Annotated in this window: 14 protein-coding genes; 4 read left to right on the top strand and 10 right to left on the bottom strand. The window is 75.4% G+C overall.

The genetic code is table 11. The features are described from left to right. Positions 1-17: 17 nt before the first annotated feature. On the bottom strand, positions 18-2,108 hold the full coding sequence (locus ACFYNO_RS18765) for a prolyl oligopeptidase family serine peptidase (RefSeq protein WP_388012934.1): 2,091 nt from the start codon (positions 2,106-2,108) through the stop codon (positions 18-20). A 248-nt stretch (positions 2,109-2,356) separates the two neighbouring features. Between ACFYNO_RS18765 and ACFYNO_RS18760 the strand changes: the two genes are divergently transcribed. Beyond that, positions 2,357-2,674, top strand: a complete 318-nt coding sequence (locus tag ACFYNO_RS18760) for a hypothetical protein (protein WP_388012931.1) — start codon at positions 2,357-2,359, stop codon at positions 2,672-2,674. 53 nt (positions 2,675-2,727) lie between these two features. Here the strand turns inward: ACFYNO_RS18760 and ACFYNO_RS18755 are convergent, their stop codons facing one another. The 3 genes from ACFYNO_RS18755 to ACFYNO_RS18745 all read right to left on the bottom strand — a co-directional run bounded on the left by ACFYNO_RS18755 (position 2,728) and on the right by ACFYNO_RS18745 (position 6,494). After that, a complete protein-coding gene (locus ACFYNO_RS18755) occupies positions 2,728-4,254 on the bottom strand; it encodes a sigma-70 family RNA polymerase sigma factor (protein ID WP_388012928.1) in 1,527 nt (508 codons plus the stop codon). Between the two features lie 145 nt (positions 4,255-4,399). Then, positions 4,400-5,758, bottom strand: a complete 1,359-nt coding sequence (locus tag ACFYNO_RS18750; RefSeq protein ID WP_388013331.1) for a sensor histidine kinase — start codon at positions 5,756-5,758, stop codon at positions 4,400-4,402. A gap of 58 nt (positions 5,759-5,816) precedes the next feature. Further along, a complete protein-coding gene (locus ACFYNO_RS18745; RefSeq protein WP_388012925.1) occupies positions 5,817-6,494 on the bottom strand; it encodes a response regulator transcription factor in 678 nt (225 codons plus the stop codon). Positions 6,495-6,940: 446 nt separating this feature from the next. Here ACFYNO_RS18745 and ACFYNO_RS18740 point away from each other — a divergent pair, with 446 nt between their 5' ends. Both ACFYNO_RS18740 and ACFYNO_RS18735 read left to right on the top strand, forming a co-directional pair. Then, positions 6,941-8,056, top strand: a complete 1,116-nt coding sequence (locus ACFYNO_RS18740; protein WP_388012922.1) for a glycosyltransferase — start codon at positions 6,941-6,943, stop codon at positions 8,054-8,056. After that, positions 8,053-8,769 carry a polysaccharide deacetylase family protein gene (locus ACFYNO_RS18735; RefSeq protein WP_388012919.1) on the top strand — a complete coding sequence of 239 codons (717 nt, stop codon included), beginning with the start codon at positions 8,053-8,055 and terminating at the stop codon, positions 8,767-8,769. Before ACFYNO_RS18740 ends, ACFYNO_RS18735 begins: the two co-directional genes overlap by 4 nt. Positions 8,770-8,814: 45 nt before the next feature. Here ACFYNO_RS18735 and ACFYNO_RS18730 read toward each other — a convergent pair whose 3' ends face one another. The 6 genes from ACFYNO_RS18730 to ACFYNO_RS18705 form a co-directional block, all read right to left on the bottom strand. Next, positions 8,815-9,969, bottom strand: a complete 1,155-nt coding sequence (locus ACFYNO_RS18730; RefSeq protein WP_388012916.1) for a cytochrome P450 — start codon at positions 9,967-9,969, stop codon at positions 8,815-8,817. Continuing rightward, positions 9,924-11,372: a cytochrome P450 gene (locus ACFYNO_RS18725; protein WP_388012913.1), complete on the bottom strand. Its 1,449-nt coding sequence runs from the start codon at positions 11,370-11,372 to the stop codon at positions 9,924-9,926. The genes ACFYNO_RS18730 and ACFYNO_RS18725 overlap by 46 nt, the downstream gene beginning before the upstream one ends. Beyond that, the gene (locus tag ACFYNO_RS18720; RefSeq protein ID WP_388012910.1) at positions 11,369-11,971 is read right to left on the bottom strand and encodes an ATP/GTP-binding protein; all 603 of its coding nucleotides are present in this window, start codon (positions 11,969-11,971) and stop codon (positions 11,369-11,371) included. Before ACFYNO_RS18720 ends, ACFYNO_RS18725 begins: the two co-directional genes overlap by 4 nt. Then, positions 11,949-12,305, bottom strand: a complete 357-nt coding sequence (locus tag ACFYNO_RS18715; RefSeq protein ID WP_388012908.1) for a DUF742 domain-containing protein — start codon at positions 12,303-12,305, stop codon at positions 11,949-11,951. Before ACFYNO_RS18715 ends, ACFYNO_RS18720 begins: the two co-directional genes overlap by 23 nt. Further along, positions 12,302-12,730, bottom strand: coding sequence for a roadblock/LC7 domain-containing protein (locus ACFYNO_RS18710; protein ID WP_388012906.1), 429 nt, complete (start codon positions 12,728-12,730; stop codon positions 12,302-12,304). The genes ACFYNO_RS18715 and ACFYNO_RS18710 overlap by 4 nt, the downstream gene beginning before the upstream one ends. Before the next feature lie 64 nt (positions 12,731-12,794). Next, a complete protein-coding gene (locus ACFYNO_RS18705) occupies positions 12,795-14,084 on the bottom strand; it encodes an ATP-binding protein (protein ID WP_388012903.1) in 1,290 nt (429 codons plus the stop codon). Between the two features lie 202 nt (positions 14,085-14,286). Here ACFYNO_RS18705 and ACFYNO_RS18700 point away from each other — a divergent pair, with 202 nt between their 5' ends. After that, on the top strand, positions 14,287-16,134 hold the full coding sequence (locus ACFYNO_RS18700; protein WP_388012900.1) for an NAD-binding protein: 1,848 nt from the start codon (positions 14,287-14,289) through the stop codon (positions 16,132-16,134). The last annotated feature ends 16 nt before the right edge of the window (positions 16,135-16,150 follow it).

Genomic DNA, 16,150 nt, shown 5'->3' with positions numbered 1-16,150 from the left:
GAGTCGTCGGACCGCCCCTAGAGCGGACGCTCCACCACGCCCAGGTGGCGGCGGAGGAACCCCGCCTGGTGGTCGAGCAGCGGCGCGCTGACCGCCGCGTGCGTGACGCCGCTGAGCGGCAGCACCTCGTGCGGCCGCCCGGCGGCCAGCAGCGCGGCGGAGAGCCGCAGCGTGTTGGCCGCCCAGACGTTGTCGTCCGCCAGCCCGTGCACCAGCAGCAGCGGCCGGCTCAGCGCCGGGGCGTCCCGCAGCAGTGAGGAGGCCTCGTAGCGCTCGGGGTGCTCGTCCGGGTGGCCGAGGAAGCGCTCGCGCCAGTGGGTGTCGTAGAGCCGCTGGTCGGTGACCGCGGCGCCGGCCACCGCGGCGTGGAAGACGTCGGGGCGGCGCAGCACCGCGGCGGCGGCCAGGGTGCCGCTGAACGACCAGCCGCGGATGCCGACCCGGTCCAGGTCCAGCAGTCCGGGCCGGCGCTCGGCGGTCCCGTGCAGGGCGGCCACCTGGTCGTCCAGGGCGGGGCCGACGGTGTCGCCGTACACCTCGCGCTCCCAGCGCGGGCCACGGCCCGGCACCCCGGCGCCGTCGGCGACCAGCACCGCGAAGCCCTGCTCGGCGAACCACTGGGAGACCAGCACCGCCCAGTTCCGGTCATTGACGACCTTCTGCATCGCCGGGCCCGCGTACGGGTCCAGCAGCACCGGCAGCGGCGGGTCGCCCGCGCGGTGCCAGGACGGCAGCACCAGCAGGGTGCGCAGCCCGCGCGGGCCGACCGCGAGCAGTTCGGCGCGCGGCTCCAGCACGGCCGGCTCGGCCACCGAGGCGATCTCCACCGGCGCCGCGCCGGCCCGCCGGACCAGCGAGCCGCGGCCCGCCCGCCGCAGCGCCCCGGAGCTGGTGACCAGGGTGCCGCCGCGACGGGTGCCGTGGTGCACGCCCGGCTCCTCGGTGAGCCGGCGGGCGCCGTGCTCCGGGTCCCAGCTCCACAGCTGGATCTCGGTGGGCTCCTCGGAGGCGGCGAAGAGCACCGTCTCGCCGTCCACCGAGAGCACCTCGCGCAGCTGCACGCCCGCGGCGGTGACCGGCTCGCCCGCCACGGTCAGGTGCCGGGTGTCGCCGAGGTCGGCGGAGCCGAGCAGCAGGCCGCCGGCGGTGCGGGCGGGCAGGCCGCGGACCAGCTGCACCCAGTGCGGGTCGGTCCGCTCGTGCAGCAGCTCGGTCGCACCGGTGGCCGGGTCGGCCGCCAGCAGTCGGGCGGTGCGCTGGTCGCGGCTCTGCACCTCGGCGAACGGGCCGTGCCCGTCCCAGCCGGCCGCGATCAGGTACTCGAAGGCGGTGCGGTCCCAGCGCAGCTCGGTGCGGGTGCCGTCCAGCGCGGTGAGCCAGAGCGAGACCTCGGCATTGGCGGTGCCGACCGAGGGGTAGCGCAGCGCGCGCGGGGGAGTGGCGGGCTCGGCCGGGTCGGCCAGGTACCAGAGCTGCACCCGGGACTCGTCGACCCGGGCGACCAGCAGCCGCTCGCCGTCCGGCGCCCACCAGTAACCGCGCTGGCGGTGGGTGGACTCGGCCGCCACGTGCTCCGCGCGGCCGAACGAGACCTCGGGCCCGTCCGGCAGGGCCAGCGGGCGGTCGCCGGTGCCGTCGGCCTCGATCACCCGCAGGGCGCCGCCGCTGAGGTAGGCGATCCGGCGGCCGGTCGGATCCGGCCGCGGGTCCACCACCGGCGCCTCGGCGGGCAGCCGGCGGGCGGCGCCGCCCGCGGTGTCCACCGTCCACAGCTCACCGGAGAGGGTGAAGGCGGCCAGCGCCGCGGCGTGGTCGGTGGCGTAGGAGACGATGCCGGCGCCGCCCTGCCGGGCCCGCTCCCGGCGCACCCGCTCCGCCTCGGACAGCTGCTCGGGACCGGCCAGCAGCTCCGCCGGGTCGCAGAGCAGCCGCTCGGCGCCCGTGCCGGCGTCCAGCGCCCAGAGGCAGCCGACCGGGTCGGCGCCGGTGCGGGTGCGCAGGTAGAGGACGGTGCCGCCGTCGGGGGCGATGGTGAACCGACCGGGCAGGCCCGCCGTGAAGCGGCGGGTGCGGACCAACTGCTCGGGAAGGGTGAGGGTCGTCGGCATGCCGACACCATGCCATCCGGGGCCTTCCCGGTCGGCGGCGGGGCGATCACCGGCCCGGTCGGCGGCGGGCGGGTGACGGGGAGGTGACGGGCATTCAGCCGAAAATCGACGGCCAATCCGGTCCTCCGGGGTGCGCACGCGGCCCGGTGGGGCCACCCTGGGCACATGGGCGGAGTCGAGCGGCCACACAGGGTGACCAGAGCTTGGGTCCGTCCAGACCCTGGAGTTCTCACCCCGGAGAGGACCCGATGACCTCGGACCTGACTTCCCACCAGCTCACCGCCGGCCGGCCACCGATCCCGATCGACTACCACCCGATCGAGGGGCCCGCCCGCCAGCTCATGGTCAGCGGCGAGCAGCTGCACGCCAACGCCTGCCTCTACTGCGGCACCGACCAGCAGCAGCTGCACACCGCCGGCCACGCCTACACCCACAGCGGCGGCCTCGCCTGGGTGGTCGTCGCCTGCGCGGCGCACCTGGCGCTGGGCCGTGCGGAGGCCGCGCAGTACGAGGAGCGGCACGCGGACCCGGCGGCCGCCCGGCCGGACGAGCTGCCGGCGCACTGAGCCCGGTCACGGCCCCGCCCCCGCGACAGCGCGGGCGGGGCCGCGGTGTGCGGTCAGGCCGGGGCGGCGAAGTCCTCGGTCCACCAGGGGCCGCCGGTGCCGAAGTGCACCCCCACGCCCATCTCGCGGAAGTCGCAGTCGAGGATGTTCGCCCGGTGCCCAGGGCTGTTCATCCAGCCGTCCATCACCGAGGCCGGGTCGGCCTGGCCCCGGGCGATGTTCTCGCCCCAGGTGCTCCAGCGGTAGCCGGCCGCCTCGATCCGCTGCCGCGGGCCGAGGCCGTCCGGGTTGGTGTGGTCGAAGAACTGGCGGGCGGCCATGTCGTCGGACTGCCGCTGGGCGGCCAGCTGGAGCTTGCTGTTGGCGGTGAGCGGGCCGCAGCCGTGCTGCGAGCGCTGGACGTTGACCAGCTCGAGCACCTGGCGCACGTAGTCGGCCTGGGCGCCGGAGACGTCGCTGCGCCGGGAGGCCGACGCCTCGGTGGCCGAGGCACCCGCCGACGGGGCGGCGGTGGGGGAGGGCGGGGTCTGCGAGGCCGCGTCGACCTGGGTGGTCGGCGGGGTGGACGGCGCGGCCGAGGAGGCGGCGGCTGACGGGGAGTCGGCGGCCGGCGGGTCGGCCAGCCCGGCCGGGTGGCCCGGGCCGTGCCCCTCCTGGAGCAGTGCGGCGCCCGTGGCCACCACCAGCACGCCCACGGCCGCCACCGCCCAGCGCCGCGGGCGGATCTTGGGCCGGCCCCGGTGGCCGCCGGCCCGGTGCCGGGCGGGGCTGACCACGGTGGCAGCGGCCGGCTGCATCCCGGGCAGGTTCGGCAGCGCCAGGTGGCGGGGCAGCGGCAGCAGCGCCAGCCCGGCCAGCAGCCCCTCGGCGGGCACCAGCCCGCGGGCCGGCTCCTGGCAGCGGGCGCAGTCCCGCAGGTGCCGGCTGATCCGCTTGCGCCAGAGCGCGGCGGGCACGCCGTCCCAACCGGCCGTCAGCCCGGCCAGCTCCGGGCAGCCGGGCCGGGCGGCCAGCGCGCGGTGCACGGCGCGGGCCGCCTCCAGCCGCTCCTTGGCGCGCTGCACCCGGACGGCCGCATGCTGCGGCGTCAGCTCCAGGGCGGCGGCCAGCTCGGCCCGGGTCAGCCGGCCGGCGGCCTCCTGCCACCAGAGCGCCAGCACCTCCCGGTCGGGACCGTCCAGCCAGCGGGTGGCCTCGGCCACCTCGCGGCGCTGGCCGGAGAGGCCGAGCCGGACGATGGTCAGCTCGGCGAAGTCACCCGCCGGGTCGGCGACCTGGTCCAGCTCGTCCAGGGCGTCCGGCTGGCCGGCCTGGCGGTGCTGGTGGCGGCGGCGCACCTGGTTCATCGCGATCGCCACCAGCCAGCTGCGGAAGGAGCCCGGCTCGCGCAGCGCCGGCAGGCCGTCCACCGCGCGCAGCATGGTCTCCTGCACCACGTCGTCGGTGTCGTGGTGGCCGTCCAGCGCGCGGCCGACGATGTTGTAGACCAGCGGCAGGTGGTCGCCCAGCAGTTCCTGGCGGGCCGTCGGGTCGCCCGCCCGCGCCCGGTCCGCCAGCTCGCGGTACCTGTCCGTCTCCACCCGTGCCCACCTTCTCCAGCCGGTCGCCCTGTCCGTCACAGGAGACCCGCGGCGGACCTCCGGATAACGGAAACCGGACAACCGAACCCGACGGGCGCAACCGCCCGCCCGACCCTAGCCGAGCGGCCAGGACCGGTTCGGCTGTTCAGTCCTCCTCCTCCGGCGGCGGGCTGAGCGGCAGGCGCAGGACCAGGCGGGCGCCGCGCGGGGAGTCCTCGGCGGTCAGCGTGCCGTGGTGGTGCAGGGCCAGATCGCGGGCGATGGCCAGGCCCAGGCCGGCGCCGCCGTGGTCGCGGCTGCGGGCGTCATCCAGCCGGGTGAAGCGCTCGAAGATCCGTTCCCGGTCGGCCGGCGGGATGCCCGGGCCGTCGTCCGTCACCGCCAGCACCGCCTGGCCGTCCGCACCGGCCAGCCGGACCGCCACCGAGTGCTCGGCGAACCGCTGGGCGTTGTCCAGCAGGTTGGTCACCACCCGGGTGAGCCAGAGGCTGCTGCCGCTGACCCGGACCCCGGGGGCCAGCTCGGCGCGGACCGGCACCCGGTCGCCGCGCCGCTTGCCGACCGCCTCGCGGACCAGCTCGGTCAGGTCCAGCGGCTCGGTGGAGACCGGCTCGGCGGCGTCGATCCGGGCCAGCAGCAGCAGGTCGGCGGCCAGCTGCTGGAGCCGGTCGGTGTCCTCCAGGGCGCCGCTGATCAGCTCCGGCCACCCGGTCGGGTCGGGCACCGCCAGGGCCACCTCCAGCTGGGTGCGCAGCACGGTGATCGGGCTGCGCAGCTCGTGCGAGGCGTCCGCGATGAACTGCCGCTGGCGCCGGCCGGAGGACTCCAGCCGGTCCAGGGTGGCGTTCATGGTGACGGCGAGCCGGGCGATCTCGTCATGGGTGGCCGGCACCGGCACCCGGCGGTGCAGGTCCCGGTCGCTGATCTCGGCCACCTCGGCCCGGATCGCCTCCACCGGCCGCAGCGCCCGCCCGGTGACCCACCAGGTGACGCCGGCCACGGTCAGCAGCAGCAGCGGCACGCCGACCAGCAGCGCGGCCGAGGTGGTGTTGTCGGCCGCGTCCGCGTCCCGCAGCGAGGTGCCCGCGTACACCGTGACCAGGCCGTTCTCGGTCTCGGTGGTGACCTGGACGACCCGCTGGCGGTGCTCGTCGCCGAGCGGCCCGACGTCCCAGGTGGAGCGGATGGTGCCGGGTACCGAGGGCCGCTGCGCGACGATCGGCGGACGGCCGGTCAGGTTCTGGCTGGAGGTCAGCACCTTGCCGCCGGCGCTCACCACCTGGATGAAGTCGGCGCCGTGGGTCGGCGGCAGCAGCGGGTCCAGCTTGCCCGCCACCGCGGCCTGGGCCACCGCGGCGGCCTGCGCGTCGGCGTCCGCCTCGGCGTTGTGCAGCAGGTTGGCGTCCAGCAGGCCGAGCAGCGAGAGCGAGGCGACGGCCAGCGCGATCGCCACCACGGCGCTGGCGCCCAGGGTGGCCCTGGCCCGCACGGTGAGCGGGCGCAGCCGGGCCAGGCCGCGCCGGGCCGAGCGGCCGTCGCCCGCCAGCTCGCGCGGCGGCCGGTCAGCCACCGTCGGCCGCCAGCCGGTAGCCGGCCCCGCGCACCGTCTCCAGCGCGCTGCGCCCGAACGGCGCGTCGATCTTGCGGCGGACGGCGCTGATGTGCACCTCCACCACATTGGGGTCGCCCTCGAAGGCGCTGTCCCACACCTGCTCCAGGATCTCCCGCTTGGGCACCACCTCGCCGGCCCGCCGGGCCAGGTACTCCAGCACCGCGAACTCCCGGGCGGTCAGCCGGATCGGGGTGCCGCCGCGGGTGCAGGTGTGCCGGGCCGGGTCCAGCAGCAGGTCGCCGAACTGCAGGTTCTGCGGGCGGCGGCGGCCGGTGCGGCGGGCCAGCGCGCGCAGCCGGGCGACCAGCACGACGAAGGAGAACGGCTTGGAGAGGAAGTCGTCGGCCCCGGTGTCCAGTGCCTCGGCCTCGTCGTACTCGCCGTCCTTGGCGGTGAGCATCAGGATGCCGGCCTCGTTTCCGGCCGCCCGCAGCCGGGCGCAGACCCGGTACCCGTTGACCCCGGGCAGCATGATGTCCAGCACGATCACGTCGTAGTCGTGCTCGCCCGCCAGCCACAGCCCCTGCGGACCGTCGTGCGCCAGGTCCACCGTCATTCCCTCGGCCTGCAGCCCGCGCTGCAGCGCCGCCGCCAGCCGCCGCTCGTCCTCCACCACCAGTACCCGCATGCGAACCAGGATTCCAGGCGCCCCCGCCGGAATGCTGAAGACCCCTTCAGCTGTCTTCAGCTCCGCTTCAGCTTGGGCCCAGCATGCTGGGCCCAACAGTTCGATGGAGGGGGTTGGTCCGAGCGCCGGCGGAGGGCTCGGAGCGGCACCGGCAGGTGGGGCAACGGGGACGTTTCGCGCGTTTGTTGGCTGAGCTGTCGGGGGGCGGACACCTGGTGTCCGGCTGCCATCCACGCGGACTCCCGTTGGGCGCCCTACCGTCACGTGCCTGACCGGCCCGGACGACCCGGGCCGGCCCCGACAGGGATCTCGGGGCCGGCCTGTTCGGCTGACGGTCCGGCCAGGAAGCCCGGCCAGGGGGTCCCTGTACATCCGTACGACGCAGCGAGTCGCGGGTGCGGCTCCGCCTGCCGGCGGATGGCCGTGACCGCCTTGGAAGGAGCCTGATGCGGTCGAGTCAGCCGCGCCGGATCACCGTCGTGTCCGCGAGCGTGGGGGCGGGGCACGACGGTGCCGCCCGGGAGCTGGTGCGCCGCCTGAAGGCGGCCGGCTTCGAGGCCGAATCCCACGACTTCCTCGATCTGCTGCCGCCCGGCTGCGGCCGGCTGCTGCGCGCCAGCTACGCGCTGGAGCTCAAGGTCGCGCCCTGGGCCTGGGGCTGGCTGCTCGGCGGGCTGGAGAAGAACCGGTCCTCCTCCGGGATGGTCGGCTCGCTCTTCGCGAAGGCCGCCGCCCGCCGCACCCGCAAGCTGGTCGGCAGCGGCACGGACGCGGTGGTCTCCACCTACCCGCTGGCCAGCCAGGTGCTCGGCCGGCTGCGCCGCCGCGGCGAGCTGGACGTGCCGGTCAGCACCTTCCTCACCGACATGTCGGTGCACCCGCTCTGGGTCGCCGAGGGCGTCGACCTGCACCTGGCGCTCGACCCGGTGGCCGCCGCCCAGGCGGCCCGGCACGGCGCCAAGGACATCGAGATCTGCCAGCCGCTGGTCGGCCCGGCCTTCCGCCCGGCCCGCTCGGCCGCCGAGGTGACCCGTGAGCGCGAGCGCTTCGGCCTGCCCGCCGACCGGCCGGTGGCGCTGATCACCGCCGGCTCCTGGGGCGTCGGCGAGGTCGAGCAGACGGCCCGTGAGATAGCCGCCGCCGGCGTGGCCGTGCCGGTCACCGTCTGCGGGCACAACGCGGTGCTGCGGGAGCGGCTGACCGCGGCCGGCACCGGCGTGGCGCTCGGCTGGGTGGAGGACATGCCGGCCCTGATCCGGGCCAGCGACGTGGTGGTGCAGAACGCCGGCGGGCTCACCTCGCTGGAGGCGATGGCCAGCGGCGTGCCGGTGGTCAGCTACCGCTGCCTGCCCGGCCACGGCGTGACCAACGCGGCTGCGCTGGACGAGGCCGGGCTCGCGGTCTGGATACGCGACGAGAAGAAGCTCGGTGCCCAGCTCACCGAGGCGATGAGCGAGCCGGCCCGCAGCTGGCGGCGCACCGCGCCCGGTGCCGACCGGGTGATAGCCGAGCTGGCCGGCGCCGACGCGCTCGCCGCTCCCGTCCTGGAGGTGGCCTCGTGAAGCCGACCCGTGCCCTGGCCCTGACCGCCGGCGCCCTCGCCGTCGGCTACGGCGCCCCCGCGCTCACCTCGCTGGCCCCCGTCCGCCCGCTGCTGGCCCCCCGGCTGAGCGGCCCCGGCGACCCCGGCCACGTGGCGCTGACCTTCGACGACGGCCCGGACCCGGCCTCCACCCCGCTCTTCATCGAGGAGCTGGCGAAGACCGGCACCAAGGCCACCTTCTTCCTGCTCGGCCGGATGCTGCAGAAGGCCCCCTGGCTGGGCCGCGAACTGGTGGACGCCGGCCACGAGGTCGCCGTGCACGGCTGGCACCACCGCCCGCTGCTGATCCGCCGGCCGCGCGCCACCATCGAGGACGTGACCCGGGCCACCGACCTGATCGGCTCGGTCACCGGCCAGGAGCCGCGCTACTACCGCCCGCCGTACGGCGTGCTGAACGCCTCCGCGCTCTACGCGGCCCGGCGCAACGGCCTGCGCCCGGTGCTCTGGACCCACTGGGGCCAGGACTGGACCGCCAAGGCCACGCCCGAGTCGGTGCTGCGCACCGTCACCAAGGGCTCGCTGGCCGGCGCCACCCTGCTGCTGCACGACTCGGACTGCACCTCGGCGCCGCTGGCCTGGAAGTCCACCCTGGGCGCGCTGCCCCGGGTGCTGGAGCGCTGCGCGGAGCAGGGGCTGACGGTCGGTCCGCTGCGCGAGCACGGGCTGCGCTGAACCCCGCCGCCGAGGGGGCCCGGCCCCCTCGGCGGCGACGGGTCGTCAGCCGGCCGGGCCGAGCAGGACCGGCAGCTGCCGGTGGCCGTTGGAGATGAAGGACTCCACCGGCGTCAGGTCGGCGCCCTCGACCAGCGACAGGTCCGGGAACCGCTCGAACAGCGCGGGCAGCGCGATCTGCGCCTCCAGCCGGGCCAGCGGGGCGCCCAGGCAGAAGTGCGCGCCGTGGCCGAAGGACAGGTGGTCCTTGTCGGCGCGCAGCAGGTCGAACGCGGCGGCGTCCTCGCCGTGCACCTGCGGGTCGCGGCCGGCCGCGGCGAAGGCGGCGAGGATCGGCTCGCCCTTGCGGATCAGCACGTCGCCCGCCTGCACGTCCTGCACGGCGTAGCGCAGCGGCAGGTTGGCCACCGGGGCCTCGACCCGCAGCGCCTCCTCGATCACGTCGTTCCAGCCCGCCTTGCCCTCGCGGACCAGGGCCAGCTGCTCGGGGTGGGTGAGCAGCAGGTGGATTGCGTTGTCCAGCAGGTTGACGGTGGTCTCGTGGCCCGCGCCGAGCACCAGCAGCAGGGTGTCGACCAGTTCCGCCTCGGTCAGCGCGCTGCCGTCGCCGTCCTCCGACTCGTCCCGGGCCGCGATCAGCAGGCTGGCCAGGTCGTCGCCCGGGGTCTCCCGCTTGATCGCCACCAGCTCGCTGAGGATGGCGTAGGTCCGCTCGCCGGAGGCCACCGCCTGCTCGGGGGTGATGCTGGTGTCGAAGATCGCGTCCACGCACTCGCGCAGGCCCTGGCCCAGGTGCTCCGGCACCCCGAACAGCTCGCTGATCACCTGGATCGGCACCGGGTAGGCGTAGGCCTCCCGCAGGTCCACCGGCTGCCCGGCGGGGGCGGCGGCCAGCGCGTCCAGCAGCCCGGCGACGATCGCCTCGACCCGCGGGCGCAGCAGCTCGGTGCGGCGGGCGGTGAAGGCCCCGGCGACCAGGCGGCGCAGCCGGCGGTGGTCGGCGCCGTAGGCGGTGAACATGCTGGTCACGTTGACCCAGATGGCCAGCGGCCAGTCGGCGGGGAGCTCGCCGTTGGAGAAGGCCGGCCAGTGCTGCCTTGCGCTCTTGGAGACATGGGGATCGGCGAGCAGCTGCTTGACCAGCTGCTGGCTGCCTACCGACCACGCAACCACGCCGCCGGGGAGCTCCACCTTGGCCACCGGCCCGTCCTGGTGGACCCGTCGGGCCTCACCGTGGATGTCGGTGCCACTGGGGTCGAGGCGGTAGGGGCAGCGGTCCGGTTCCATGCGGGGCCTCCTGGGAGTAGGTCGGTAGCGGCCGGACGGTGCCCCGGGCCGGAGCCGGCCGGTCGGGCCGCCGGCAGTACGGCGATCGGGGTGGTCACGGTGGCCGGCGGGAAGCGCACCGGCAGGGCCGCCAGCGAGCGGTGGAACGGGCCGGGCCGCCAGGACAACCGGGCCGGATCGACGGCGAGTTCGACCTCCGGCAGGCGGTCCAGCAGCCGCTCGACGGCGACCGAGGCGATCAGCCGGGCGGGCCCCTGGGCCGGGCAGGCGTGCGGTCCGGCGCTCCAGGCCAGGTGGGCCCGGTTGCGGGTGCGCGGCGCGCCGGACAGCGCCGGATCGGTGTTGGCGGCGGCGAAGCTGACCACCACCGGCTCGCCCTCGGGCAGCCGCACGCCGGCCAGCTCCACGTCGCGGACCGGGAAGTGGACGGCGAAGTTGGCCATCGGCGGATCGGTCCAGAGCACCTCGTCCAGCGCGTCCTCCACCGGCAGGCTGCCGCCCGACAGGCTGCCCGCGAACCGGTCGTCGGAGAGCAGCAGCCGCAGGGTGTTGCTGATCAGGTTGTGCTGCGGCTCGGTGCCGCCGCCCATCAGCAGGATCACCTGGTGCAGCATCTCCTCGTCGGTCAGAGCTGACTGATGGCCCATCAGCCAGCTGGTGACGTCCTCGGCCGGCTCGGCCCGCTTGAGCGCCACCAGCTCCAGCACCGTGTCGGTCAGCTCCTGGTTGGACCGCTGGGCGTCCACGCCGTCGAAGATGCCGGACATGCCGCGCACCAGCCGGTCGCCGAACCTGGCCGGGGAGCCGAAGAGTTCGTTGAAGACCAGGAGCGGCAGCGGCCGGGCGTAGTCGCCGACCAGGTCGGCCTGGCCGAGCCCGGCGAAGGAGTCGATCAGCCCGTCGCAGGTCCGCTCCACGTGCACCCGCAGCGCGTTGAGGTCGACCCGGTCCAGCGAGTCGGCCACCGCGCCGCGCAGCCGGGTGTGCTGCTCGCCGTCGGTGTGCAGGCAGTTGGGGCGGTAGCCCATCATCGGCGCGGCCGGGTTGTCCGCCGCCACCCGGCCGTCGGCCAGGCTCCGCCAGCGCCGCGGGTCCTTGGCGAAGGTCTCCGGGGAGCGCAGGACCTCCAGGGCCGCGTGGTAGCCGATCACCAGCGCGGCGGGCACGCCCGGGTAGAGCTCGACCCGGGCCACCGGCCCCTCGGCGGCCCGCAGTCGGGCGTAGACCGCGGCCGGGTCCGCGGCGAACTCCGGTCCGTGCAGCGGGAATCCGCGGTGGTGGGCGGGGCAGCCGGGCGGTGGGGCGGGCTGGTTCACACGTGCTCCAGTGGGGCTTCTTGGCCGATCAGGTACTGGACGAGCGAGATCAGCGCCCGGGTGGCCGACTCCGGATCGCGGGCGTCGCAGCTGACCAGCGGGGTGGTGGGCAGCAGGTCCAGCGCCTCGCGCAGCTCCGCCTCGGCGAACTCCGGTGCGCCGTCGAACCGGTTGACGGCCACCGCGTACGGGAGGCCGTGCTCCTCCAGCAGGTCCATCACCGGGAAGGAGTGCTCCAGGCGCCGGGTGTCGGCGAGCACCAGGGCGCCGAGTGCCCCGAGCGCCATGTCCCGCCAGAGCGGGGTGAAGCGCTGCTGGCCGGGCGCGCCGAACAGGTAGAGCACCAGCGAGGGGTTGAGGGTGAGCCGGCCGAAGTCCATGGCCACCGTGGTGGTCCGCTTCTCCGGCACCCCGGTCAGGTCGTCCACCAGGGCGCCGGCCTCGGTCATCGGCTCCTCGGTGCGCAGCGGCTCGATCTCCGAGAGGGTGCCGACGAAGGTGGTCTTGCCGACCGCGAAGTGGCCGGTGACCAGCAGCTTGACCGCGGTCTGCACCTCCGCGCCGAGGTAACTGACCTCAGAGCCGGGCCCGGAGACCATCCAGTACCTCCTGGAGCAGCTGGGACGTGGGGAGTTGGGCACGCGGCACGGGTGCCCGGGTGAGCAGGTGGCCGCTGTCGACCAGGTCGCCGAGCAGCACCTTGCAGATGCTCACCGGCAGGTGCAGGTGGGCGGCGATCTCGGCCACCGAGAGGGCGCCGGCGCGGACCAGCAGCACCAGCCGCCGGTGTTCCGGGCCCAGGCACTGCAGCGGCCGGTCCGGAACACCGATCACCAGGGTCACCAGGTCGAAGGTGTTGCGGGAGGGTTCGGAGCGGCCGTTGGTCACCACGTACGGCCGGACCAGCCCCTGCGCCGGGCGCCGCGGGCTCACCGCACGGCCCCCGCGTCGTGGTCGCTCGGCGTCTGCCGGCGCGGTGTGCTCAGCTCCCGGCCCAGCCGGTCCACCAGCTTCTGCATCCGGTAGCTGACCGCCTCCATGTCCACCGACTCGCCGGCCGAGACCGCCAGGTAGGCGCCCGGCCCGGCGGCGACCAGGAAGACGTAGCCGCCGGCGAACTCGATCAGGGTCTGCCGCCACGGGCCGGGCTCGGCGCCGAGGAAGCCGGAGGTGCTGCGGCTGATCGACTGCACCCCGGCCAGCGCGGCGGCCTGCCGGTCGGCCTCGTCCCGGCTGATCCCGGCCGAGTGGGCGCGCAGCAGTCCGTCGGCGGAGAGCAGGATGGCGTGCCGGGCCTCGGGCACCAGCAGCACGTCATCGAGCATCCAGCCGAGGTCGGTGTTCGGGTGGCCGTTCATGGTGCTCTCTCCTAGCGGCGGGACGTGCTGACGGTCCGTCGGATCAGGGCGGGGCGCGGGCGGCTCAGCCCTGGTGGTGGTCGGTGTCGGGGTCGGCGGCGCGGCCGGCCCGGGTGCCGCGGGCGAAGGCGCCCAGCCGGCGGGCGGTCGCCTCGGCGTCCCTGGCCCACTCCTCCGGGGCGCTGGCGGCGTGGGCGGCCGGCTCGCCGGCGGGCTCGCGGCGGCGGCGCTTGGGCAGGCCGCCGGCGGTGCGGGCGGCGGGTGCGGGCGGTTCGGGGGAGTGGACGGGGGCGGGCGCAGGGGCCGGGGCGGAGCGCTGGGCCGGCTCCGGAGCGGGCTGCTGGGCCGGCAGCGGCGCCGGCTCGGCCACCTGGGTGAGCAGGCCGGTCGGCAGGAAGACCACGGCCCGCACCCCGCCGTACGGCGAGCGGGTGTCCACCGAGACGCTGAACCCGTAGCGGGCGGCCAGCACGCCGATCACCGCGAAGCCGAACTGCGGCGGGTCGCCGAGCCGGGTGACGTCCACCGAGCGCTGCCCGGTGAGCAGTTGCCCGGCCAGCTCGACCTCGCGCGGGTCCATGCCGACCCCGGCGTCGTCGATCACCACGCAGGCGCCGTGGTGGGCCGGCTGCAGGTTCACCTCGACCGTGGTGTTGGGCTGCGAGTGCCGGGCCGCGTTGTCCATCAGCTCGGCGACCGCGAGCACCACGGGCTCCACCGCCCGGCTGATCACCGCCAGCTCGAGCTGGGTGCGGATCTCCACGCGGCGGTAGTCGCGGATCCGGCCCTTGGCGCCGCGCACCACGTCGCTCAGCGAGGAGGCCGAGCGCTGCCGGCCCGGCCAGGAGCCGCAGAGCACGGCGATCGCCTGCGCCCGGCGGTTGAACTGCGAGTTGGTGTGGTCGATCTCCAGCAGGTCGCGCAGCACGGCCGGCTGGTCGTGCCGCTCCTGCATCTGCGAGATGGCGGCCTGCTGTTCGTTGGCCAGGCCCTGGAGCGCCCGCATGGTGCTCTTCAGGGCGGCCTTGGCGTTCTGGTCGGCCCGCGCCTCGGCCTGCTCGACCGCGCTGCCGAACTGCTCGGCCACCGACTGCAGGCTGCGCGCGTAGTCGCTGCCGGCCAGCAGCGGGTCCACGCCGATCTGCTGGGCCCGGACGGCGCCGGGGCTCAGCGAGGGCAGCCGGATCGCGGCCAGCCGGTGCGCCTCTTCGTCCCGGGCGCGGACGGCGGCCCGCAACCTGGTCAGCGAGGCGGCCTGGGACCGGGTGGTCCGCCACTGCCGGGCCAGCAGCACCAGGGCCACCAGCAGCACGCCGCCCAGGCACCAGGTCACGGCCTGGGGTATCTGTGACATCAAGTTCCTTGCACGGACGTTCGGTTCGCCGACCGGTGGAAACCGGTCCGGCACGAGGAGCTTCAGGCGCGCTCATCCAACCACATTGACGACGGGTTGTCAGAGAACCATCTCACTCTGTGATCTGATGATCCGTTCATCATTTGCCTGGCCGAAACCTTGCGCTCGGCGTGGGCTTGCCCAAGGCATTACCATCCCGACCATGACAGAGGCCGCCCAGGGACCCGCCCGCGCCGGCTCCGGGGAGGACGGACCCGGGGAGCCGGCCTTCGCCGACCACTACGTGGTCTGCGGTGCCAACTCCCTGGCCCACCGGCTGATCCTGGAGCTCACCGAGCACTACGACGTGCCGGTGGTCGCCCTGGTGCCGGACCGGACCAAGGACCACGCGCCGCGGATCGAGCAGTTGGCGCAGGTCGCCGCGGTGCTGGAGTTCCCGGGCGTCACCCAGGAGGCGCTGGCCGCGGCCGGCACCGCGACCGCCCGGGGCATCGCCCTGGTCGAGGGCGACGACCAGTCCAACATCCACGCCGCGCTGGCCGCGCAGGGGATGAACCCCGAGATCCGGATCGTGCTGCGGATGTTCAACCAGCGGCTCGGCGACCAGATCCAGTCACTGCTGCGCAACTGCGCGGCGCTCTCCGGCTCCGCCACCGCCGCCCCGGCCTTCGCCAACAGCGCGCTCAGCCGCCCCAACTCGGTGCGGGTCGGCGACCGCTACATCTACGTGGCGCTCGACCCCGACCAGCACGCCGGGAACCTCGGGGTGGCCGCCGACCGGATCGACCGGCTGGCCCTGGACCGGATCCGGCTGCTGCCCGACACCCCGTCGCCCGCCCGCCCGTTCATCGACCTGGCCTACCAGTTCGGCGACGGCGGCCCACTGGTGGTGCCGCGGCAGGGCGGGCCGTCCGCGCAGGAGGCGCCGGCCGAGGAGCCCGAGGGCGTCGCGGTGCTGCAGACCCTGCCCTCCGAGCCGCCGGTCAAGGTCCCGCTGCTCTCCCGGCTGCGCTACCGGTTCCTGGACACCCTGCGGTTCTTCACCAGCGCCCGGATCCGGCTGGTGCTGATCACCGCCTTCTGCGCGATCTTCGGCTCGGCCGTGGTGCTCTGGCACTTCAACCACAGCGTCGGCTGGACCGCCTACACGGCGGCGCTGGACGCGGCCGGCTCCGCGCAGCCGGACACGCCGAAGGACCAGGGCACCGGCGGGCTCTGGCAGCGGGTCGCCCAGGTGGTGATCACCTTCAGCGGGATCGCCCTGCTGCCGGTGCTCACCGCGATCGTGGTGGACGTGCTCGCCTCCGGGCGGCGCGGCCTGCCGCGCGGCCCGAGCGCCGGGCTGCGCGGGCACGTGATCGTGGTCGGCCTGGGCAACATCGGCACCCGGGTGGTCCAGCAGCTGCTGGAGCTGGGCGTGCCGGTGGCCGGTATCGAGCGCGACCCGCTGGCCCGAGGGGTGGCGGCGATGCGGCCGCTGGGCGTGCCGGTGGTGGTCGGCGAGGGCCTGCTGGCCGACCAGCTGCGCTCGGCCCGGGCCAAGTACGCCCGCGCGGTGGTCGCGGTGACCAACGACGACGCGGTCAACCTGGAGGCGGTGCTGGAGGCCCGGGTGCAGCAGGCCGACGTCCGCAGCGTGATACGGCTCTTCGACGACGACTTCGCCCACCACGTCTACGCCACGCTCGGCAACGTGGCCTCCCGCTCGGTCTCCTATCTCTCCGCGCCCGCCTTCGCGGCCGCGCTGATGGGCCGTGAGGTGCTGGGCACCCTCTCGGTCTTCCGGCACGTGCTGATGGTCGCCGAGCTGACGGCCGAGGAGGGCAGCCCGCTGGTCGGGACCAATCGCAACGACATCGAGTCCGGCGGCGGGGTGCGGGTGATCGCGGTCCGGCTGGGCCGGTCCTCGACCACCTACCAGTGGGGCTTCGCCGACCGCAGCCGCCGGTTCGTGCCGGGCGACCGGGTGGTGGTGGTCGCCACCCGCTCCGGCCTGGCCCGGCTGAACACCGCGGCCCCCGAGCCGCCGGCGCTGGAGCCGGCTCCTTAGGGAGCACCTACTCCCT

The sequence above is a fragment of the Kitasatospora sp. NPDC006697 genome (assembly GCF_042869935.1).
In the GTDB taxonomy this organism is placed as follows: Bacteria; Actinomycetota; Actinomycetes; order Streptomycetales; family Streptomycetaceae; genus Kitasatospora.
Note: the sequence above shows the minus strand (reverse complement) of the source record. Positions and strands in the feature narration are given on the sequence as shown.